This is a genomic window from Stenotrophomonas sp. STEN054, from assembly GCF_056854535.1.
The window spans coordinates 1-19711 of the sequence record NZ_JBXFWG010000045.1; the positions used below are offsets into that span (position 1 = coordinate 1).

17 protein-coding genes are annotated in these 19711 nt (G+C 69.1%); 10 read left to right on the forward strand and 7 right to left on the reverse strand.

Translation table 11 applies throughout. The features are described 5' to 3' along the window. Nucleotides 1-107: 107 nt before the first annotated feature. From rsfS to AC1VXD_RS15790, 6 genes are all read right to left on the reverse strand, one after another. Nucleotides 108-521 (reverse strand): ribosome silencing factor, encoded by a 414-nt coding sequence (gene rsfS / locus AC1VXD_RS15765; protein ID WP_108769533.1) that lies wholly within the window; start codon nucleotides 519-521, stop codon nucleotides 108-110. 58 nt (nucleotides 522-579) lie between these two features. Beyond that, the gene (gene nadD, locus AC1VXD_RS15770; protein ID WP_482992829.1) at nucleotides 580-1257 is read right to left on the reverse strand and encodes a nicotinate-nucleotide adenylyltransferase; all 678 of its coding nucleotides are present in this window, start codon (nucleotides 1255-1257) and stop codon (nucleotides 580-582) included. 3 nt (nucleotides 1258-1260) lie between these two features. Then, a complete protein-coding gene (gene holA / locus AC1VXD_RS15775; RefSeq protein ID WP_482992830.1) occupies nucleotides 1261-2298 on the reverse strand; it encodes a DNA polymerase III subunit delta in 1038 nt (345 codons plus the stop codon). A 13-nt stretch (nucleotides 2299-2311) separates the two neighbouring features. Next, nucleotides 2312-2896, reverse strand: coding sequence for an LPS-assembly lipoprotein LptE (locus AC1VXD_RS15780; protein ID WP_200753288.1), 585 nt, complete (start codon nucleotides 2894-2896; stop codon nucleotides 2312-2314). Nucleotides 2897-3029: 133 nt separating this feature from the next. Then, a complete protein-coding gene (gene leuS, locus AC1VXD_RS15785; RefSeq protein ID WP_482992831.1) occupies nucleotides 3030-5672 on the reverse strand; it encodes a leucine--tRNA ligase in 2643 nt (880 codons plus the stop codon). Nucleotides 5673-5777: 105 nt separating this feature from the next. After that, entirely contained in the window at nucleotides 5778-6377 is a 600-nt protein-coding gene (locus tag AC1VXD_RS15790) for a DUF998 domain-containing protein (RefSeq protein WP_482992832.1), read from the reverse strand. Nucleotides 6378-6540: 163 nt separating this feature from the next. On the opposite strand from AC1VXD_RS15790, the gene trxA reads away from it, so the two are divergent. The 4 genes from trxA to AC1VXD_RS15810 all read left to right on the forward strand — a co-directional run bounded on the left by trxA (nucleotide 6541) and on the right by AC1VXD_RS15810 (nucleotide 11402). Continuing rightward, on the forward strand, nucleotides 6541-7401 hold the full coding sequence (gene trxA / locus AC1VXD_RS15795; protein ID WP_482992833.1) for a thioredoxin: 861 nt from the start codon (nucleotides 6541-6543) through the stop codon (nucleotides 7399-7401). Nucleotides 7402-7508: 107 nt separating this feature from the next. Further along, complete coding sequence (locus AC1VXD_RS15800) at nucleotides 7509-9209, forward strand: FecR family protein (RefSeq protein ID WP_482992834.1); 1701 nt, start codon at nucleotides 7509-7511, stop codon at nucleotides 9207-9209. Next, nucleotides 9206-10831 carry a CHASE2 domain-containing protein gene (locus tag AC1VXD_RS15805; protein WP_482992835.1) on the forward strand — a complete coding sequence of 542 codons (1626 nt, stop codon included), beginning with the start codon at nucleotides 9206-9208 and terminating at the stop codon, nucleotides 10829-10831. Before AC1VXD_RS15800 ends, AC1VXD_RS15805 begins: the two co-directional genes overlap by 4 nt. Before the next feature lie 106 nt (nucleotides 10832-10937). Then, the gene (locus tag AC1VXD_RS15810; protein WP_482992836.1) at nucleotides 10938-11402 is read left to right on the forward strand and encodes a DUF4442 domain-containing protein; all 465 of its coding nucleotides are present in this window, start codon (nucleotides 10938-10940) and stop codon (nucleotides 11400-11402) included. A gap of 1 nt (nucleotide 11403) precedes the next feature. On the opposite strand, the gene AC1VXD_RS15815 is transcribed toward AC1VXD_RS15810, so the two are convergent. Beyond that, nucleotides 11404-12672 (reverse strand): GAT domain-containing protein, encoded by a 1269-nt coding sequence (locus AC1VXD_RS15815; RefSeq protein ID WP_482992853.1) that lies wholly within the window; start codon nucleotides 12670-12672, stop codon nucleotides 11404-11406. Between the two features lie 83 nt (nucleotides 12673-12755). On the opposite strand from AC1VXD_RS15815, the gene AC1VXD_RS15820 reads away from it, so the two are divergent. The 6 genes from AC1VXD_RS15820 to metG all read left to right on the forward strand — a co-directional run bounded on the left by AC1VXD_RS15820 (nucleotide 12756) and on the right by metG (nucleotide 19688). Further along, nucleotides 12756-13439 carry a DUF502 domain-containing protein gene (locus AC1VXD_RS15820; RefSeq protein WP_482992837.1) on the forward strand — a complete coding sequence of 228 codons (684 nt, stop codon included), beginning with the start codon at nucleotides 12756-12758 and terminating at the stop codon, nucleotides 13437-13439. Then, entirely contained in the window at nucleotides 13436-14233 is a 798-nt protein-coding gene (locus AC1VXD_RS15825) for a queuosine precursor transporter (RefSeq protein WP_164073566.1), read from the forward strand. Before AC1VXD_RS15820 ends, AC1VXD_RS15825 begins: the two co-directional genes overlap by 4 nt. Nucleotides 14234-14327: 94 nt before the next feature. Beyond that, nucleotides 14328-16262 carry a DUF885 domain-containing protein gene (locus AC1VXD_RS15830; protein WP_482992838.1) on the forward strand — a complete coding sequence of 645 codons (1935 nt, stop codon included), beginning with the start codon at nucleotides 14328-14330 and terminating at the stop codon, nucleotides 16260-16262. After that, complete coding sequence (gene gloA2 / locus AC1VXD_RS15835) at nucleotides 16259-16666, forward strand: SMU1112c/YaeR family gloxylase I-like metalloprotein (RefSeq protein ID WP_482992839.1); 408 nt, start codon at nucleotides 16259-16261, stop codon at nucleotides 16664-16666. Before AC1VXD_RS15830 ends, gloA2 begins: the two co-directional genes overlap by 4 nt. Before the next feature lie 388 nt (nucleotides 16667-17054). Continuing rightward, a complete protein-coding gene (locus tag AC1VXD_RS15840) occupies nucleotides 17055-17504 on the forward strand; it encodes a DUF2147 domain-containing protein (protein WP_150454820.1) in 450 nt (149 codons plus the stop codon). 102 nt (nucleotides 17505-17606) lie between these two features. Next, entirely contained in the window at nucleotides 17607-19688 is a 2082-nt protein-coding gene (metG, locus tag AC1VXD_RS15845; RefSeq protein ID WP_482992840.1) for a methionine--tRNA ligase, read from the forward strand. Nucleotides 19689-19711 lie beyond the last annotated feature (23 nt).

The following is a 19711-nucleotide window of genomic DNA, read 5'->3' on the forward strand; positions in this document are numbered from 1 at the left end:
GGGGGCGCTCGCCCCGGGGGGGTCGTCGGGCCTGTCGCCAACCCCCCACACCCCACCCCCCCCCCCCCCCCCCCCCCCCCCTCGAAGGGGTACAGCAACGCCGTGGCTCAGGCCACTTCGTCGTCGTCGCTGGGCGGCGGCTGGTCGCCGACGGTCCACAGGCGCTCGAGCGCGTAGAACTCACGCACGCGCGGCAGCATGACATGGACGATGATGTCGCCCAGGTCGACCAGCACCCACTCGGCTTCGCGCTCGCCTTCCACGCCCAGCGGCATCACGTCGATGTTCTTGGCGAAGCGCACGACCTCATCGGCGATCGACTTGACGTGGCGGGTCGAGGTGCCCGAAACGACGATCATGTAATCGGCAACGCTGGACCGGCCGCGCACGTCGATCTCGACCAGGTCCTTGGCCTTCAGGTCTTCGGTGGCTTGGCGGACGCTGGCCAGCAGTTGCGGCACGGAGGGCGGCGGGCTGGGCAGATCGACCTTGATGGTCTGGGGCTGGGTCTGGTTGCTCAAAGTGGATCGACTCGATAAACGTGGGGGCGATTATACGGGCATGGCGCGCTTGCGCCATTCACGCGGGTATTGAGGGTGTGCCGGGGTGGTACAGGCGCTCCCCTGCCACGTAGTCGGCCACCGCCGGCGGCAGCATCGCCCGCCAGAGCCCGGCTGCGCGGATCTGGGCGCGCACGGCACTGGCCGACTCGCCGCGCAGGGGCTGGTGCAGGCGCAGCACGCGCCCGGCCGGGCTGGCGAACAGCGACTGCTCGTTGTCGGCCCAGCGTCCTTCCAGGGCCTGGCCGAGCTCGCCAGCCACGGCATCACGCAACGGGCTGCCAGGCCGCTCGGCCACGATGAAGTGGGCCAGGCCGAACAGCGCCTGCCATTCGTGCCAGGCCGGCAGGGCCAGCAGGCTGTCGGCACCGACCAGCCAGGCCAGCGGCCGGCTCGGGCCCAGCTCGGCACGCAGCTCGCGCAGGGTGTCAACCGTGTAGGACGGCTGGCCAGGGTTGCGTGCGGCCCGGTCCAGCTCGCGGCGGTCGAGCAGCAGGCCCGGCTCGTCGCCGATGGCCAGCGACAGCATCCGGCAGCGCTGTTCAGCGGTGGCTCCCGGGGCGGCGCGATGCGGCGGGTCGGCGGCCGGCAACATGCGCACGGCCACCTGCAGTTCGTCGCGTGCGGCGCGCGCGATGGCCAGATGGCCCAGGTGCACCGGATCGAAGGTGCCCCCGTAATAGATCCGCAGGCTCATCACTCAGGCGCGCGCGAGCAGTCGCACGGCACGGGCCTCGGACACCGCCACCAGCAGGCGCTCCAGCGCCAGCCAGGCGTCACCGTCGGCGCGACCCTTGGCGATGCGGTCGACCAGGCCGGCCTCGGCCACGAATCGTTCCCAGCGCTTGCCTTCCGGATGCCGCTGCAGCGCGCGCTTGTACGGCGCCTGCCGCGATTCCCAGATGCCGCGCGATTTCATTTCAGCGGCGAGGTTGCCGCCACGGGCCTGCACCCGTGCCAGGCCGGCGCCGGCCAGCAGTTCGCGGATCACGATCGGCATCAGCGCGGCCACCGCCTCGCCTTCGCCACGCAGGCCGGCCAGCATGCGCAGCACTGCCTGCGGCTGGCCCGAGAAGGTCGCTTCGACCAGACGGAACACGTCGTAGCGGGCGGCATCGGCCACCAGCGACTCCATGCGCTCTGCGTCCAGCGGCTGGCCGTCGGCCAGCAGGGCCAGCTTGTCGATTTCCTGCGCGGCGGCCAGCAGGTTGCCTTCCACGCGCTCGGCCAGGCGCTGCACCGCGGCACCGTCGGCACGCAGGCCCTTGCTGCGCAGGCGGCGCTCGATCCAGTCCGGCAGTTCGTGCGGCTTGATCGCCCAGGCCACCGACAGCACGCCGACGCGGTTGACCGCCTCGGCCCACTTGCCCTGGTGGGCCTTGCTCCATTCGTTGGCGGTGATCAGCAGCACCACGTCCGGCGCCGGGTCGGCGCAGAACCGGCCGATGACCTCGGCACCGTCCTTGCCCGGCTTGCCGCTGGGCAGGCGCACTTCCACCAGGCGTCGCGCACTGAACAGGCTGGGCGCGTTGAAACTGGCGTCGAGCTGGTTCCAGTCGAAGTCGCGGCCGTCGGCGTCGAACACCTCACGTTCGTCGACGCCGCTGGCACGGGCGCGTGCGCGCACCGCATCGGCGGCTTCAAGCACGCGCAGCGTTTCCGGGCCGGCGATCAGGTACACCGGCGCCAGCGCGGTGTCACCGCCCTGGCCGGCCAGCTGCTCCGGTCGCAGTTCCATCGTGGGCGGCAGCTCAGGGCTTGACCGGCGCCGGCGTCGTCGCCGGTTCGCCATCGGTGGTCACGGCCGGCTTCGGCGCGGACAGGCTGCCACCGCGTTCCAGCTCGGCACGCACCACGCTGTCGATGCGGCGGATGATCGAGGCGGACATTTCCCGGCGCAGTTCGTCGGCCAGGATCTCGCGTTCGGTGGTAGTACCGGTGGCGTCGGTCGGCGGCGACACGTAGTCGCGCGACAGTTCGATCACCTGCTGCGGCACCAGCTCGCTGCCATCCTCGCGGCGGAAGATGAAGATGACCGCGTAGCGCAGGCTGTATTCCTGCGCACGGCCCTGCGCGTCGATGGCGATGGGCAGGTCGCCCCAGCGCTCGGACAGCACCTGCAGCTGTGCTGCCGGATCCTTGCTGTCCTCGTCGGCCAGCTTCGCACCGGATGCCAGCAGGCTGCGGTTCAACAGCTTGACCAGCTCGCTGTAGGGCGCGGTGGACACCACCTTCACCGGCGCGGTGTCGGTCGGCAGCATCAACTTGTTGCGCAGGTGGAAGCCACAGCCGGCAAGGCCGAGGGCAAGGACGAGGGCAAGCAGAATTCGGGTCATGGGAACAGTCTGGCGGAGCCGGGCGATCACGGCAACAGACAGCGTGCCCGAGGACGCGTGAACGCAGGGCCATCGGCCGATGGCCGTGGCGACAACGCACCGGCCGCCTGGACGGCGGCCGGTGCCGGGTACATCAGGCAGCGACGATGTTCACGATCTTGCCGGGGACGATGATGATCTTGCGCACCGTCAGGCCTTCCATGAACTTGGCGGTGTTCGGCTCGGCCAGGGCCAGTGCCTCCACCTGCTCGCGCGCGGCATCGGCCGCCACGTCGATCGTGCCGCGCAGCTTGCCGTTGACCTGCACGGCCAGGGTCAGCGCATCACGCACCAGCGCGGCACTGTCGGCCTGCGGGAACGGCTGGTCTTCCAGCAGCGTCTGGCCGTGGCCCAGCACCTGCCACAGGGTGTGGCTGGCGTGCGGGGTGATCGGGTTCAGCAGCAACACGACGGCCTGCAGCGCTTCCTGGCGCACCGCACGACCCTGCTCGCTGGCGTCCTCGAACCTGGCCAGTGCGTTCATCAGTTCCATCACTGCAGCAATGGCGGTGTTGAAGCTGTGGCGTCGGCCATAGTCGTCGCCGACCTTGCCGATGGTCTCGTGGGTCTTGCGGCGCAGTGCCTTCTGGTTGGCATCCAGTGCGGCCACGTCCAGCGCCGGGGCGGCGCCGTCGGCCGCGTGCTTGTGCACCTGGGCCCACAGGCGGCGCAGGAAGCGGGCCATGCCATCCACGCCGGCTTCGTTCCACTCCAGCGACTGTTCCGGCGGCGCGGCGAACATCGAGAACAGGCGCACGGTGTCGGCGCCGTACTTGCCGACCATCGCCTGCGGGTCCACGCCGTTGTTCTTCGACTTGGACATCTTCTCGGTGCCACCGACCACCACCGGCTGGCCGTCGGCGATCAGGGTGGCGCCGGTGATGCGGCCGCGCTCGTCACGCTGCACGTCCACGTCGGCCGGGTTGATCCAGTCCTTCGAGCCGTCCGGGTTCGGGCGGTAGTAGGTCTCGGCGATCACCATGCCCTGGCACAGCAGGTTGCGCGCCGGTTCGTTGCTGTCCACCATCCGCGCGTCACGCAGCAGCTTGTGGTAGAAGCGGAAATACATCAGGTGCAGGATCGCGTGCTCGATGCCGCCGATGTACTGGTCCACCGGCAGCCAGTAGTTGCCGCGCTTGTCGACGGCATCACGGGCACCCGGCGAGGTGTAGCGGGCGTAGTACCAGCTCGACTCCATGAAGGTGTCGAAGGTGTCGGTCTCGCGCTCGGCCGCGCCGCCGCAATCCGGGCAGGTGGTCTTGCGCCATTCCGGGTCGGTCTTGATCGGCGAACCGGTGCCCGAGAAGGCCACGTCCTCCGGCAGCACCACCGGCAGTTGTTCTTCCGGCACTGGCACCGCGCCGCACTTGGCGCAGTAGATCACCGGAATCGGGCAGCCCCAGTAACGCTGGCGGCTCACGCCCCAGTCGCGCAGGCGGTAGTTGACGCGGCGCTGGCCCTGGGCCTTGCGCTCGAATCGTTCGGCCAGTGCTTCGAAGGCGCCTTGGAAGTCCAGGCCGTCGAATTCGGCCGAGTTGACCAGTTCGGTCTGGCGGCTCTTGTCGCTGTACCAGTCCTGCCAGCGGGTGGCATCCCAGGTGCGCTCATCATCGTTGCGCGCATCCTTCAGGGCGATGACCTGCACGATCGGCAGGCCGTACTTGTTGGCCACCTCGTTGTCGCGCTGGTCGTGGCCGGGAACGGCCATCACCGCACCGGTGCCGTAGCCCATCAGCACGAAGTTGGCGACCCACACCGGCACCTGCTCGCCGGTGACCGGATGCACGGCGCGCAGGCCGGTATCCATGCCGCGCTTTTCCTGGGTTTCCAGTTCGGCTTCGGACACGCCGCCCTGCTTCAGGTCGGCCAGCATCGCGGCCAGTTCCGGGTTGTTCTTCGCGGCGTGCAGCGCCAGCGGGTGCTCGGCGGCGATCGACACGAAGGTCACGCCCATCACCGTGTCCGGGCGGGTGGTGAACACGCGCAGCGGGTCCAGCGCGCTGCCATCGACATCGCGCACGTCGAACTGGATTTCCAGGCCTTCGGAACGGCCGATCCAGTTGCGCTGCATGGTCTTGACCGATTCCGGCCAGCCATCCAGCTCATCCAGGCCGTCCAGCAGTTCCTGGGCGTAATCGGTAATGCGCAGGAACCACTGCGGGATCTCGCGCTTCTCGACCAGGGCGCCGGAGCGCCAGCCGCGGCCGTCGATGACCTGCTCGTTGGCCAGCACGGTCTGGTCGACCGGGTCCCAGTTCACCACCGCGTTGCGGCGGTAGGCCAGGCCCTTGCGCATCAGGCGGGTGAACATGCGCTGCTCATGGACGTAATAGTCCGGGCGGCAGGTGGCGAACTCGCGCGACCAGTCGATGGCATAGCCCAGCGACTGCAGCTGGCTGCGCATGTGGTCGATGTTCTTGTAGGTCCACGCCGCCGGCGCGGTCTTGTTCTTGATCGCGGCGTTTTCCGCCGGCAGGCCGAACGCGTCCCAGCCCATCGGCTGCAGGACATTGTGGCCGGTCATGCGCTTGTAGCGGCTGATCACGTCGCCGATCGTGTAGTTGCGCACATGACCCATGTGCAGCGCGCCGGACGGGTACGGAAGCATCGACAGGCAGTAGTACTTCGGCTTGTCCGAGGTCTCGTCGACCTCGAAGGCGCGGGTGGCATCCCAGAAGGCCTGGGCGGCGGATTCAACCTGCTGCGGGTCGTAAACGTTGGGTTCGGCGCTGGTCATGTAACACGCGGTTGCGGCGGCAAAGCGGTACAGCGTACCGCAGTGCGGCAAACGTCTCCAATCCCGGGCCGGAAAGCCCCGCGCGAAGGTGGCCCGGCCGCCGTCTCAGCGCGCCCGCGACAGCGGCAGGGCCAGCGCCAGCCAGGCCGCCCAGCAGGCGAAGGCCAGCCGCTGCGCCAGCGGCGCCGGCAGCACGCCCTGCAGGGCGAAGGCAGCCAGGCCCGCCAGCGCGCCGCAGGCCACGGCCAGCCCTGCCATGGCGCGCCCCTGCCCAGCGCCCAGGCGCGGGATGCCCAGCATCAGCGCGCCGACCACGAAGCCCAGCACCCAGACCATCCACGCGCTGGCGTGCAGCTGGCTGGCGCCGCCGTGCAGATCCTCCGGGTCCAGCGGCAGCAGGCCCATCGCCGCGAAGGCCAGGCCCGCCAGCAGCAGCATCTGGCTGCCCACCCGCGGTGCCCAGCCCGCCCCCACCGGCAGCTGCCGGCGCAGGCGCTCGGCCACCACCACCGCCAGCGCGCCCGGCAGCACCAGGCCCAGTACGTTGAAGGCCAGCGCGTGCGGCACGCCGTGGGCACCCAGCAGCGCCACCGGGTGCACGGCCTGGGAGTAGCCGCCCAGCGCCGCGCCGAAACCGACGACTGCCAGCACGAAGCACGCGGCGGCCAGCAGCCCCAACCAACGATCAAGCCAGAGCACGGACATCGCGCGGATCCACCTGTAATGAAAGACCGCTGCATTGTCGCGGCAGGCGCGGCAACCGCCAAGCCACGACGCCTTTGTCCGTGCCCGGTGTGAGGAAAGGGTTGAGACCTACATGGATCGACACCATAGAATCGTTCTCCAGTTGCCAGGCGATACTTCCCCCATGACCGAGACGACGACCCACGTATTCGACGCCACCACCGCGACCTTCGAGGCCGAGGTGCTGCAGAAATCCCTGCAGACGCCGGTGCTGGTGGACTTCTGGGCCACCTGGTGCGGCCCGTGCAAGACCCTGGGCCCGATGCTGGAAAAGCTGGCGGCCGAGTACAACGGCGCGTTCGAGCTGGCCAAGGTCGATGTCGACGCCGAACAGCAGATCGCCGCCGCCTTCCAGATCCGTTCGGTGCCGACCGTGTTCCTGGTCAAGGGCGGCCAGCTGGTCGACGGTTTCCCCGGTGCCATCCCCGAAGGCCAGCTGCGTGAGTTCCTGGCCCAGCACGGCATCGTGCCGGCCGACATCGGCGACACCGTGGCCGAGGACGAAGCGCCGCTGGACCCGCAGGCGCAGGTGGACGTGCTGCGTGCGCAGATCGCCGCCGAGCCGGACAAGGACGAACTGAAGCTTGACCTCGCCCTGGCCCTGCTGCAGGTGGGCGGCGTGGACGAGGCCGGCACCCTGATCGATGCCCTGCCCGCCAACCTGGCCACCGACGACCGCGCCGTGCGCGGCCGTGCCCGTCTGGCCTTCGCTACCGCGCTGAAGGATGCGCCCTCGGCCGAGGCCCTCGACGCGCGCATCGCCGCCGATGGCAAGGACCTGCAGGCCCGCCATCTGCGTGGCGTGCAGCTGCTGCTCGGCGGCCACGACGAAGCCGCGCTGGAACAGTTCCTTGAGATGCTGCGGATCGACCGCAGCTTCGCCGACGGCCTGCCGCGCAAGGTACTGATCGATGCCTTCAACGTCATCACCGACGAGGATCTGGTTGGCCGCTACCGCCGGAAGATGGCCTCGCTGCTGTTCTGAACAGAGACGTGTCTCGTTCAGAAATCCTGCACTGACGGCGGGCAATAATGTGACCGGTAGCGTCCTTTTGGCCGCTACGATCCATTCGGGGGGATGAGGTCGGGGCCATGGGGTCTTGCAGCTGCGCCCCCGCACAGCCGGGACAGCACTCCGTGACCGTTGGCCGTTCGTCGTCTTTCCTCGCCCGCCGCTTCGCCGCACTGCTGTGCTCCCTGTTCCTGCTGCCCGGCCTCGCCGCCGCACAGGACTGGAACTACCGGGTCCGCCCCGGCGATACCCTCTGGGACCTGGGCGGCCTGTACCTGAAGGCGGACGTGCCGTGGCAGCAGCTGCAGCAGCACAACCGCATCGACAACCCCTACCGCCTGCCGCCCGGCGGGCTGCTGCGCTTCCCGGTCAGCTGGCTGCGGGTCGAACCGGCGCCGGCCCGGGTGCTGGCCGTGCGCGGCACCGTGCAACTGGTCGCCGCCAATGGCAGCGCCACGCGCGCCCTGCTGGCCGGCGAACTGCTGCATATTGGCGACACCGTGCAGACCGATGCCGATGCCAGCGTCACCCTCGAATTCGCCGATGCATCGCGCCTGCAGCTGCGCGAGCATTCGCGGTTGCGCCTGGACCAGCTGAGCCGTTACGGCCACACCGGCATGGTCGACACCCGCATGCGCCTGCAGCAGGGCCGGGCCAGCAACCGCGTCACCCCTGCCCGAGGCCCGGCGTCGCGCTACATCATCGATGCCCCTGCCGCCACCAGCAGCGTGCGCGGCACCGTGTTCCGCGTCAGTGCCGGCAACGGCACGCAGGTCGGTGCCACCGAAGTGCTGGAAGGCCGCGTGCAGGTCGGCAACCCGCATGGCCAGCGCCTGGTGCGCCCGGGCCAGGCCAGCCGCAGCGCCAGCGCCGATACCGCACCCGACGCCGTCTCCGCGCTGCTGCCCGCGCCGCGGCTGCGCAGCGATGCCACTGTGCTGGCACCACTGCCGGCACGCCTGGCCTGGGAGCCGGTGGCCGCTGCCGACCACTACCGGGTTGAAGTCGTGCTGGCCGCCACGCCGGAGATCCTGCTGTTCGCGACCACCACCCGCGACACCTCGCTGGTCATCGACGACCTTCCGCCCGTCGCCCTGCGCCTGCTGCTGCGCGCCGTCGATGCACAGGGCGTGGAGGGCCTGGATGCCAGCGCCGATTTCCTGCTCAGCGACCAGCCGCCACCGCCGCTGACCGTGTCGCCCCTGCACGGCCAGACCGCCAACAGTGACCGGCCGCGCTTCCGCTGGACCCAGGCCCCGGGCGCGAGCAGCAGCGTGCTGCAGATCGCCACCGAGCCTCGTTTCCTGCAGCCGCTGCAGCAGCAGGCCAGCAACGGCACCGACCTGCGCCTGGCCACGCCGTTGCCGCCCGGCCACTACTTCTGGCGCGTCGCCTCGCGCGATGGCCAGGGCCACCAGGGCCCGTTCGGCCAGGCCCTGCCCCTGCAGCTCACCGACGAACCGGTCGACCCGGCCCTGCAGCCGCCCGAAGCTGCGCATGGCGAACTGACCCTGCGCTGGCAGGCGGGCAGCGAAGGCCAGCGCTACCGCGTGCAGGTCGACCGCCGCGGTGACTTCAAGGCACCGCTGGTGGATGAAACGCTGGCGCAGCCGCAGGTCAGCTTCAAGCGACCGTGGCGCGGCACCCTGCACGTGCGCGTGCAGTACATCGACGACGACGGCCACGCCGGCCCGTTCTCACCGGACCAGCAGGTCACGTTGCCGTGCCGGCTGTGCTACGGCGCCGGCGGCGGTGCCCTGCTGCTGTGGCTGCTGCTGTGAGGCGCTCGCCGCTGCCCTGGTCGCGGCGCATCCTGCTGGCCCTGCTGGCCGGCATCGCCACGGCGGTGGTCAGCGACGGGCACTTCCTGTGGCGTCAGGATGAAGCGGCGTACGACCTGCTGGTGGGCGACTGGGAGTACCGGCCCGACCCCAGCGTGCTGATCGTCGCCATTGATGAGGACAGCCTGCAGCGCATCGGCCAGTGGCCGTGGCCACGCTCGGTGCATGCACGGCTGCTGGACCGGCTGACCGATGCTGGCGCCGAACGCGTGGTGCTGGACCTGATGCTGTCCGAGCCGGACCGCCACGATGCGCGCCAGGATGCGGCGCTGGCCGCGGCCATCCGCCGCAACGGCCGGGTGGTGCTGCCGGTGTTGGCGGCGCCGGCGGCGGGCGACCGCCTGGCCGAGGAGCTGCTGCCCATCCCGTTGATTGCGGCCAGCGCCGCGGCGATCGGCCACAGTGATGTCGAGGTCGATGCCGATGGCGTGGCGCGCGGCGTATACCTGCGCGCCGGCATCGGCCAGGCGCACTGGCCATCGCTGGGCATGGCCTTGGCCGGCATTCCGGCCAATCGCGTGCACGGCTTGGCCGACCCCGAGCCCGCGCTCGACTCGCCCTATCAATGGCGTCGCGATGATTACGTGCGGGTGCGCTATGCCGGCCCGCCCGAGCGCCTGCCGCAGGTCTCCTACGCCGATGTGCTCGATGGGCAGGTTGACGCGTCGCTGCTGCGCGGCCGGCGCATCGTGGTCGGCATGACCGCCAGCGGCATCGCATCACGCCTGCTGACCCCGACCACCCGCGAGTACTGGATGAGCGGCAGCGAATACCAGGCCAACATCGCCTCGATGCTGCTGCAGGACAAGCAGATCAACGTGCTGCCACGCGCCGTGCAGGACCTGCTGTCCGGGTTGATTGCCGCGCTGTGCGTGATGCTGCTGGGCCTGCGCCTGCCGTGGCTGGCTGCGCTCTGCTCGCTGCCGCTGGCCCCCGTACTGGCCTGGCTGCTACTGCGCGTGGGCAACCTGTGGTGGGCACCGGCCAGCGCCCAGTTCGGCGTAATGCTGATCCTGCTGGTGTGGGCGGTCTGGCGCATCTCGGCCTGGCACCGCCAGGCCAACCGCGATGCGCTGACCGGGCTGGGCAACCGCCTGCGTTTCGAACAGGCCCTGCAGGAGGAATGCGATGCCGCGCGGCGCAGTGGCAAGCCGCTGAGCCTGGCCCTGATCGACGTGGACCATTTCAAGCATCACAACGACCGCCACGGCCACCAGGTGGGTGACGGCGTGCTGCGCGACGTAGCCCGCCTGATCGCCGCACATGCGCGCCGCCCGCGCGACATGGCCGCGCGCTATGGCGGCGACGAGTTCGCACTGGTGCTGCCGGACACGCCGGCCGACGGTGCACGCCTGGTGGTGGAGGACCTGATCGCCAGCGTGCGCGCATTGCCGCCCCCAGGCGACGGCAGCGCCGCAGGCATCACCCTCACCATCGGCGTGTACACGCGCGTGCCCGACGGCAGCGTGCACCCCCATCATTTTGTTGAAGGCGCCGACGCCGCGCTCTACCGCGCCAAGGACAACGGCCGCGACGGCTATGCCATGAATGGCGACCCGTAACGCACGCGGGCCCGGGATCCGGGCATGTTGGATGCTGCGGCCCGGGGTTCAACATACGCATGCGAATGGTTAGACTCGGGTTCTCGACCCCGCGCCCCATCCGCACATGAAAGCCAGCACGTTCCGCCTCGGCATCAACCTGTGGCCGCCGTTCATGTTCACCGGCATCCATGTCACCCGCATCACCCCGGACTACCGGCAGATCGAGGTGGAGCTGCGGATGCGCCCCTGGAACCGCAACTACGTCGGCACCCATTTCGGCGGCAGCCTGTTCGCGATGACCGATCCGTTCTGGATGCTCGGCCTGATGCATGCCTTGGGCCGCGATTACTACGTGTGGGACCGTGCCGGCGCCATCGACTTCCTCAAGCCCGGGCGCGGCACCGTGCGAACTGCCTTCCATATCGACGAGGCGATGCTGGATGAACTGCGCGCCGAGGCCGCCAACGGCGAAAAGGTCCTGCGCTGGTTCAGCAACGACGTGGTCGATGCCTCCGGCGACGTCGTCGCCCGCGTGCGCAAGCAGGTCTACGTGCGCCTGAAGCCGCAGGCGCGCGGCAGCGCTGCCTGACCTACAACGGCACCGACAGCATTGCATCATCCTTGCCGCCTGCATCACGCGCGCGGCGCGGCACCTGCAGGCGCGAGCCATCGGCCGACAGCACCGGCGCACGCGTGGATGAGCTCCATTGCGCCGGCAGGCGCTGCAGGGCCTGCTGCGGACCTTCCGGCTGCTGCCGAAACCAGCGCTGTGCGCCCAGCAGGCGCAGCAGGGCCGCCACGTCCTGGCTGCGTGCGGCGTAATCCTGGTAGGCCGGGCCGGAGATGTCACTCAGCGTGCAGCCCACGATGTTGGCCAGGCAGCGCATATCCCAATCCGAGCCCGCAACCACCTCGACCGGCCGGTCGGCCTGCAGCGCAGCCTCCGAGCCCGGACCACAGGCCCAGCCGAAGTTGGCGGCGAAGCGGCCCAGCGTGTGCTCGCGATCCATCACCAGCACGGTGCCGGTCTGCTGCAGCGATGCATCGATGGCGGCCCGGGTCATCGCGAACTCGCCCTGCATCGGCCGGCACAGGCTCTGTCCAGCAGCTTCCATCGGCAGCAGTGCGCTTTCGCAGGCCGACGGCAACACCTGGTCGGGCGGCAGTTCCGCCAGCATCTCCGCGAGCAGGTGCACGTTGGCGCGCACCATCGCGGCGCCGATCATGCTGTCGATGAGCGTATTGCCACCGTGCATCAGGCGCCGGCCCAGCTGCACCGAACGACAGCTGCCGGCCAGCGCCGCAGGAACATCGCCCTGCACGAAGGCCAGCGCATGCACGCCGCTGCCATCCATCAAAGTCTGGTAGCGCGGCATCGGGAACAATCCGGTGGCACCGTCCGGCTGGAACGGGCTGTCGAAGCGCTCTGCATCGGCCAGCGCGTCCAGGCGTTCATGCAGGCCCTCATGCCCCGCATGGGCGGCACGGAACTGCGCGGTATCGGCGCGCACCCTGGCCAGGCAGCTTTCACCGGTGGACCGGCAATAGCCCCGGTTGTCGACCTTCACTGCCGGTTGCGTGGCCGCCAGCGCGGAATCGATGACGTCCGGCGTGGAGCGCGCCTGCCAGCGCCGCGCATCCTCGCCCAGCGCAGCCTCGCGCCGGGCCGGGTCCAGGTCCTCGAAGGGCAGCGTCCACAGCAGCGCGAACCCGTTCCTGCCCGGCGCCTGCCGGACGTCTTCCAGCAGCCGCACCTGCTCCCGCTGGGCGGCCGGCAGCGGCCAGAACCGCGACATCGTCCACAGCAGCACCGCCAGCACCAGCAGCCCCAGCAGGGCCCAGCCCACTCCGCGCAGCATCCTCACCACAGCATCCCTTCCCTGTCCGGCTCCGCCCCTGGGTTCCAGCGTAATCCAGCGCCGCCGGCCGCTACAATGCGCACATGTCGCTCGAAGCCCCCGTCCTGGTCCCCCGTCCTTCCCTGCAACGCCTGTTCCTGACCGGCCTGCTGACCCTGCTGCCGATCTGGCTGACCTGGGTCGTGGTGAAGTTTGTCTTCGTGTTGCTGTCGGGTATTTCCAGCCCGCTGGTGGTGCCGCTGTCCGAGCAGATCGCGACCAGCTTCCCGCACTACCTTGGCTGGGTCCATGCCGAGTGGATCCAGGACACCATCGCCTTGCTGGCCACCCTGCTGGTCATCCTGGCGGTCGGCGTGGCCAGCCGTCGCGTGGTCGGCCAGCGCCTGCTGCGCTGGGTCGGCGCCATCATCAAGCGCATCCCGTTGGCCAGCATCATCTACGACAGCGCCAAGAAACTGCTGGACATGCTGCAGACCGAACCGGGCAGCACCCAGCGCGTGGTCCTTATCGATTTCCCGCACCGTGACATGAAGTCGGTCGGCCTGGTCACCCGGGTCATCAAGGAACAAGGCACCGACCGCGAACTGGCGGCGGTGTACGTGCCGACCACGCCCAACCCGACCTCGGGCTACCTGGAAATCGTGCCGGTGGAACTGCTCACCCCGACCGACTGGACCGTGGACCAGGCGATGAGCTTCATCATTTCCGGCGGTGCCGTGGCCCCGGCCAGCGTGCCGTTCACCCGCGCCGGCGAACGCCCCGAGTGAGCACCACGCCCAGCGACGCGCCCTACGCGCGCCCCCTGCAGGACCGTGCGGTCCTGCTGTTCATCATCCTGGCCACGTTCTTCTGCGGCAACGCAGTGCTGGCCGAGCTGATCGGGGTCAAGATCTTCGCGCTGGAAGACACGCTGGGCATCGATGCGCTGAACTGGAACCTGTTCGGCCAGACCGGCTCGTTGAGCTTCACCGCCGGCACGCTGCTGTGGCCGGTGGTGTTCATCATGACCGACACCATCAATGAGTTCTTCGGCAAGCGCGGCGTGCGCTTCATCTCGTGGCTGGCGGTGGTGCTGATCGCCTACGGTTTCCTGTTCGCGTTCGCGGCGATCTCGCTGGCCCCGGCCAGCTGGTGGGTCACCTCGATGGATGCGCACGGCGTGCCGGATTACCAGGCGGCGTTCGCCGCGGTGTTCGGCCAGGGCATGTGGACCATCGCCGGTTCGCTGGTGGCCTTCCTGGTTGGCCAGCTGATCGACGTAGCGGTGTTCCATCGCATCCGCCAGGCCACCGGCGAGCGCCATGTGTGGCTGCGCGCCACTGGCTCGACCGCCGTCTCGCAGCTGGTGGACAGCTTCGTGGTGATCTGGATCGCCTTCGTGCTGGGCCCGCAGAAATGGCCGACCTCGCTGTTCCTGGCCGTCAGCAGCGTCAACTACGTCTACAAGATGGGCTTTGCGATCGCCCTGATCCCGTTGCTGTACCTGATGCGACGCGCGATCACCCGCTATCTGGGCGAACAACGCGCCGCGCAGCTGCGCGCTGCCGCTGCGGCTGACTGAAGCCCCAGCGACGGCAAGCTGACTGCGCCTTCACGCTGGCCGTAGGCGCGCGGATCGTGCAAGCTCCACGGTCTGTGTTCCACGGAAGCTCCTGATGCCGTATCCCACCCGCGCCCTGGCCGCCGCCATCGCCGCGTTGTTCCTGTTCAGTGCCGTGCCGTCGGCAGAGGCAGCGAAGAAGAAGGCCAGCCGCCCCGCCGCCGCGCAGACCCGGCAGGCCGCCAAGCCGAAGGCCAAGCCCGCACGCGCCACCCCGGCACGCGGCAGCAGCACGCGCCGCGCCGCAGCGCGCCCGGTCGCACCGGCCCGCGCCGTGCCCAAGCAGGTGCAGCTGGAGCGCCTGTACGACGAATACTGGGAAGCCTCGATGCGGTTGAATCCGCTGCAGGCCACGTTCCAGGGCGACGCCCGCTACAACGACCAGCTGCCCAACATCCTCTCCGCCGCATGGCGCCAGCAGTCGCACGATTTCACCAGCGAATGGCTGGGCAAGGTCGAGAAGGTCGGCAGTGACGGCCTGCAGGGCCAGGACCTGCTCAGCTACGAGATCTTCGTGCGCGATGCGCGCGCCTCGCTGGCCGCCGAGCGCTACCCGAGCTGGATGATGCCAATCAGCCAGTACTACAACATCGGCAGCATCATGGCGATCCTCGGCGCCGGTGCCGGCGCGCAGCCGTTCAACACGGTCAAGGATTACGACACCTGGTCGCGCCGCTCGCTGGGCATCCCCGACCTGTTCAACCAGGCCATCGACAACATGCGCCAGGGCATGAAGGCCGGCGTGGTGCAGCCCCGCGACCTGATGGAAAAGGTGCTGCCACAACTGGACGCGGTGATCACCCCGACCGCCGAGGAAAGCATCTTCTGGTCGCCGATCAGGACCATGCCGGGCGATATCCCCGCCGTGGAAAAAGCGCGCATCAGCGCCGAATACAAGCGCATGATCGAGCTGCGCATCCTGCCTTCCTACCGCGCCCTGCGCGGCTTCATCGCCACCGAATACCTGCCGGCCACCCGCAGCAGCAGCGGCCTGGGCGCCCTGCCCGACGGCCAAGGCTGGTACGCCAACCTGATCGTGCAGACCACCGCCAGCGACCAGACCGCCGCCCAGCTGCATGCCCTGGGCGAGCAGCGCGTGCAGGAACTGGGCGCGCAGATCGCCTCGGTGATGAAGGCCAACAAGCTGCGCGGCTCGCAGGCCAAGCTGTTGAAGAGCATGCGCAGCGACCGCCAGTTCCAGTACGGCGATGCCAACGCACTGATCAACCGCTACCGCCAGCTGCAGCAGCAGGTGGATGCACGCCTGCCGCAGATCCTGGACACCCTGCCGAAGGATCGCCTGGAAGTACGCGCGGTCGAGCCGGAGCGCGCGATGACCGCTGCCGCCGCGGCCTACCAGCCCGGCCAGCCGGGGCAACCCGGCGTGCTCTACATCAACACCCGCGACCTGCCCAGCCGCAAGCGCTGGAGCGTGCCGATGCAGTACCTGCATGAAGCCATCCCCGGCCACCACGTGCAGCTGGGACTGCAGCAGGAACTGGCCAAGCTGCCGCGCTTCCGCCGCCTCGGTGGCGACCTTGCGTTCGTCGAAGGCTGGGGCCTGTATGCCGAAACGCTGGGCGACGATCTGGGCGTCTACAGCGATCCCCACGACCGCATCGGTTATCTGTATTCGCGCCTGCTGCGCGCGGCCCGCGTCGTTGCCGACACCGGCGTGCATGCGCAGGGCTGGAGCAAGCAGCAGGCGGTGAGCTATCTGCAGAAGACCGTGGACATGAGCGAGGACGACGCCAGCGCGGAAGTGGAACGGATCATGGCCCAGCCGGGCCAGGCACTGTCGAACGTGGCTGGCCTGAGCCGCATTCTGGCCCTGCGTGACAAGGCCAAGGCCCGCCAGGGCGCGGCCTTCGACCTGCGCCGTTTCCATGCCGAAGTGCTGAAGGACGGCTCGATGCCGCTGGACGTGCTGGAGCGCAAGGTGGACCGCTGGCTCGAGCAGCCTGCCGCGGCGGCACCTGCCACGCCATGACCGGCGCAACGACCGGCGGCCTGCTGGGCATCCACCATGCCGCCGTGATCTGCAGCGATTACGCACGTTCAAAGGATTTCTATGTGCGCATCCTCGGCCTGCGCGTGCTGGCCGAGAACCACCGTGCCGCGCGCGACTCGTGGAAGCTGGACCTGGCCCTGCCCGACGGTGGCCAGCTGGAGCTGTTCTCCTTCCCCGCCCCACCGCCGCGCCCGAGCCGCCCCGAGGCCCAGGGCCTGCGTCACCTGGCCTTCCGGGTGGCCGCACTGGAACCGATCATCCAGCGCCTGGCCGACCACGGCGTCGCCTGCGAACCGATCCGCGTGGACGAATACACCGGCGCCCGCTTCACCTTCTTCGCCGACCCCGACGACCTGCCGCTGGAGCTGTACGAAGTCGTCTGATCCGGTCCGTGCCGACCAACGGTCGGCACCCACCATGAGCAGCGGGAAACTGTCAGAGGCGGGGCACTGTGGGTTTGCGGGGTGTGAGCCGCATGGGCCAGAGGCATGCCTCGGGCGGGTTGGGCAGGACGCCCAACCCCGGTCTTGCCGTGTGCGCAGGACAGCGCACACGAGCAAGCGGCGACCAAGCCCCCATGGATGGGTTCACGGCGTCCCCGCAAACCCACAGTGCCCCGCCATCCCACGGAATGCCGCTGTTGCTGTTGCTTCGGCCTCTGCAGGTGCAGGGCTGCAAGCCCTGCAAAGCCCCCCTTCCCCATACCCTGCCGAATGGGTATACAGTCACCCTGTACCGGCAACGTGCCGGAATGAACCCTGGGAGGGGACCATGCGCAAGACCTTCAAGACCCTGTTGCTGGCACTGCCGCTGTGCCTGGCCGCCCTGTCGGCCCAGGCCGCCGACAGCGCCGCCGGCCGCTGGAAGACCATCGACGACAAGACCGGCAAGGTGAAGTCGATCGTCGAGATCAGCCAGGCCGCCAACGGCGCGCTGACCGGCAAGGTGGTCGAGATCCTGCACTCGGACAAGGGTCCCAACCCGGTCTGCGACGGCTGCGAAGGCGCCAACAAGAACAAGCCGGTGAAGGGCATGACCATCCTGTGGAACCTGTCGCAGGACAAGGGCAGCCACAGCAAGTGGTCCGGCGGCACCATCCTCGACCCAGCCAACGGCAAGACCTACAAATCGAAGCTGGAACTGCAGCCGGGCGGCGGCAAGCTGGACGTTTCCGGCTGCATCGCCTTCATCTGCCGCACCCAGACCTGGGTCCGCGAGTAAGGCCTCCGGCCCGCGCAGTACCTCCGTGACCCGGCCCCGGCCGGGTCACCTCGTTGCAGGCATGCGATAATCTGCGGTTCCCCTCGGCTGCACCCCGCGACCATGACCCGTACCGCGCTCGTCACCACCGCCCTGCCCTACGCCAACGGCCCCCTGCACCTGGGCCATCTGGTCGGCTACATCCAGGCTGACATCTGGGTGCGCGCGCGGCGAATGAGCGGCGGCAAGGCCTGGTTCGTCTGCGCCGACGACACCCACGGCACGCCGATCATGCTGGCCGCGGAAAAGGCCGGGGTCACCCCGGAAGCCTTCATCGCCAACATCCAGGCCGGCCATGAGCGCGATTTCGCGGCCTTCGGCGTGGCCTTCGACCACTACGACTCGACCAACTCGGCCGCCAACAAGGCGCTGACCGAGCAGTTCTACCTGAAGCTGGAAGCGGCCGGCCACATCAGCCGTCGCTCGGTGGCGCAGTTCTACGACCCGGCCAAGGGCATGTTCCTGCCCGACCGCTACATCAAGGGCATCTGCCCGAACTGCGGCAGCGCCGACCAGTACGGCGACAACTGCGAAGTCTGTGGCGCCACCTACAATCCGACCGACCTGAAGGATCCGAAGTCGGTGATCTCCGGCGCCACGCCGGAAATCCGCGATTCGGAACACTTCTTCTTCGAGGTCGGCCGTTTCGAAGGCTTCCTGCGCAACTGGCTGACCGGCGACGTCGCCCTGCCGGGTGTGAAGGCCAAGCTGATGGAATGGCTGGACGCTGACGGCGGCCTGCGCGCGTGGGACATCTCGCGCGATGCGCCGTACTTCGGTTTCGAAATCCCCGGCCAGCCGGGCAAGTACTTCTACGTCTGGCTGGACGCGCCGATCGGCTACCTGTCCAGCTTCCAGACCCTGTGCGGCAAGCTCGGCGAAGACTTCGAATCGCACCTGCGCGAAGGCAGCAGCACCGAACTGCACCACTTCATCGGCAAGGACATTGTCAACTTCCACGGCCTGTTCTGGCCGGCGGTGCTGAACGGTACCGGCCACCGCGCGCCGACCCGCCTGCACGTCAACGGCTACCTGATGGTCGACGGCGCGAAGATGAGCAAGTCGCGCGGCACCTTCGTGATGGCGCGTACCTTCCTCGACGCCGGCCTGGAGCCGGAAGCCCTGCGTTACTACTACGCGGCCAAGACCAGCGGCGGCGTGGACGACCTCGACCTGAACCTGGGCGACTTCGTGGCGCGCGTGAACGCCGATCTGGTCGGCAAGTTCGTCAACCTGGCCAGCCGCTGCGCCGGCTTCATCAGCAAGCGCTTCGACGGCCTGCTGGCTGCGCAGCTGCCCGACGCTGCGCAGTACCAGCGCTTCGTCGATGGCCTGGCGCCGATCCGTGAAGCGTACGAGCGCAACGACCCTGCTGCCGCCATACGCCTGACCATGACCCTGGCCGACGAAGCCAACCGCTACATCGACGAGGTCAAGCCGTGGGTCATCGCCAAGCAGGAAGGCGCCGACGCGCAGCTGCAGGCGGTGTGCAGCCAGGGCCTGAACCTGTTCCGCGTGCTGGTGACCGCCCTGAAGCCGGTGCTGCCGGCCACCGCCGCGCAGGCCGAAGCCTTCCTGGCCGCGCCGGTGAACGACTGGACCGCTCTGGCACAGCCGCTGCTGGACCACCGCATTGCTGAGTACACCCCGCTGTTCACCCGTATCGACCCGAAGAAGATTGACGCCATGATCGACGCCTCCAAGGACACCCTGCAGCCAGCCGCTGCTGCCGCCCCCGCCGCCAGGACCGAAGCCGTGAAGCCGGCTGCCCCGGCTCCGGGCAAGGACGCAGCGAACAGCGCCGACGCGCCGGCCCACATCGGCATCGATGATTTCGCCAAGCTCGACCTGCGCATTGGCAAGGTGCTGGTGTGCGAGTTCGTGGAAGGCTCGGACAAGCTGCTGCGCTTCGAACTGGATGCGGGCGACCTGGGCAAGCGCCAGATCTTCTCCGGCATCCGCGGCAGCTACGGCGAACCCGAAGCACTGGTCGGCCGCAGCGTGGTGTTCATCGCCAACCTGGCCCCGCGCAAGATGCGCTTCGGCCTGAGCGAAGGCATGATCCTGTCGGCCGGTTTCGACGGTGGCGCGCTGGCGCTGCTGGACGCCGACAGCGGCGCGCAGCCGGGCATGCCGGTCCGCTGATGCCCTGCGGGCGCGGCTACCAC

Excerpts from the sequence above, each read along its gene's own strand:
- AC1VXD_RS15780 (WP_200753288.1), bottom strand. The coding sequence starts at position 2,896 with ATGACCCGAATTCTGCTTGCCCTCGTCCTTGCCCTCGGCCTTGCCGGC.
- nadD (WP_482992829.1), bottom strand. The coding sequence starts at position 1,257 with ATGAGCCTGCGGATCTATTACGGGGGCACCTTCGATCCGGTGCACCTG.
- AC1VXD_RS15800 (WP_482992834.1), top strand. The coding sequence starts at position 7,509 with ATGGGGTCTTGCAGCTGCGCCCCCGCACAGCCGGGACAGCACTCCGTG.
- AC1VXD_RS15840 (WP_150454820.1), top strand. The coding sequence starts at position 17,055 with ATGCGCAAGACCTTCAAGACCCTGTTGCTGGCACTGCCGCTGTGCCTG.
- AC1VXD_RS15815 (WP_482992853.1), bottom strand. The coding sequence starts at position 12,672 with ATGCTGCGCGGAGTGGGCTGGGCCCTGCTGGGGCTGCTGGTGCTGGCG.
- leuS (WP_482992831.1), bottom strand. The coding sequence starts at position 5,672 with ATGACCAGCGCCGAACCCAACGTTTACGACCCGCAGCAGGTTGAATCC.
- AC1VXD_RS15810 (WP_482992836.1), top strand. The coding sequence starts at position 10,938 with ATGAAAGCCAGCACGTTCCGCCTCGGCATCAACCTGTGGCCGCCGTTC.
- AC1VXD_RS15820 (WP_482992837.1), top strand. The coding sequence starts at position 12,756 with ATGTCGCTCGAAGCCCCCGTCCTGGTCCCCCGTCCTTCCCTGCAACGC.
- gloA2 (WP_482992839.1), top strand. The coding sequence starts at position 16,259 with ATGACCGGCGCAACGACCGGCGGCCTGCTGGGCATCCACCATGCCGCC.
- holA (WP_482992830.1), bottom strand. The coding sequence starts at position 2,298 with ATGGAACTGCGACCGGAGCAGCTGGCCGGCCAGGGCGGTGACACCGCG.
- AC1VXD_RS15790 (WP_482992832.1), bottom strand. The coding sequence starts at position 6,377 with ATGTCCGTGCTCTGGCTTGATCGTTGGTTGGGGCTGCTGGCCGCCGCG.
- AC1VXD_RS15830 (WP_482992838.1), top strand. The coding sequence starts at position 14,328 with ATGCCGTATCCCACCCGCGCCCTGGCCGCCGCCATCGCCGCGTTGTTC.
- metG (WP_482992840.1), top strand. The coding sequence starts at position 17,607 with ATGACCCGTACCGCGCTCGTCACCACCGCCCTGCCCTACGCCAACGGC.
- trxA (WP_482992833.1), top strand. The coding sequence starts at position 6,541 with ATGACCGAGACGACGACCCACGTATTCGACGCCACCACCGCGACCTTC.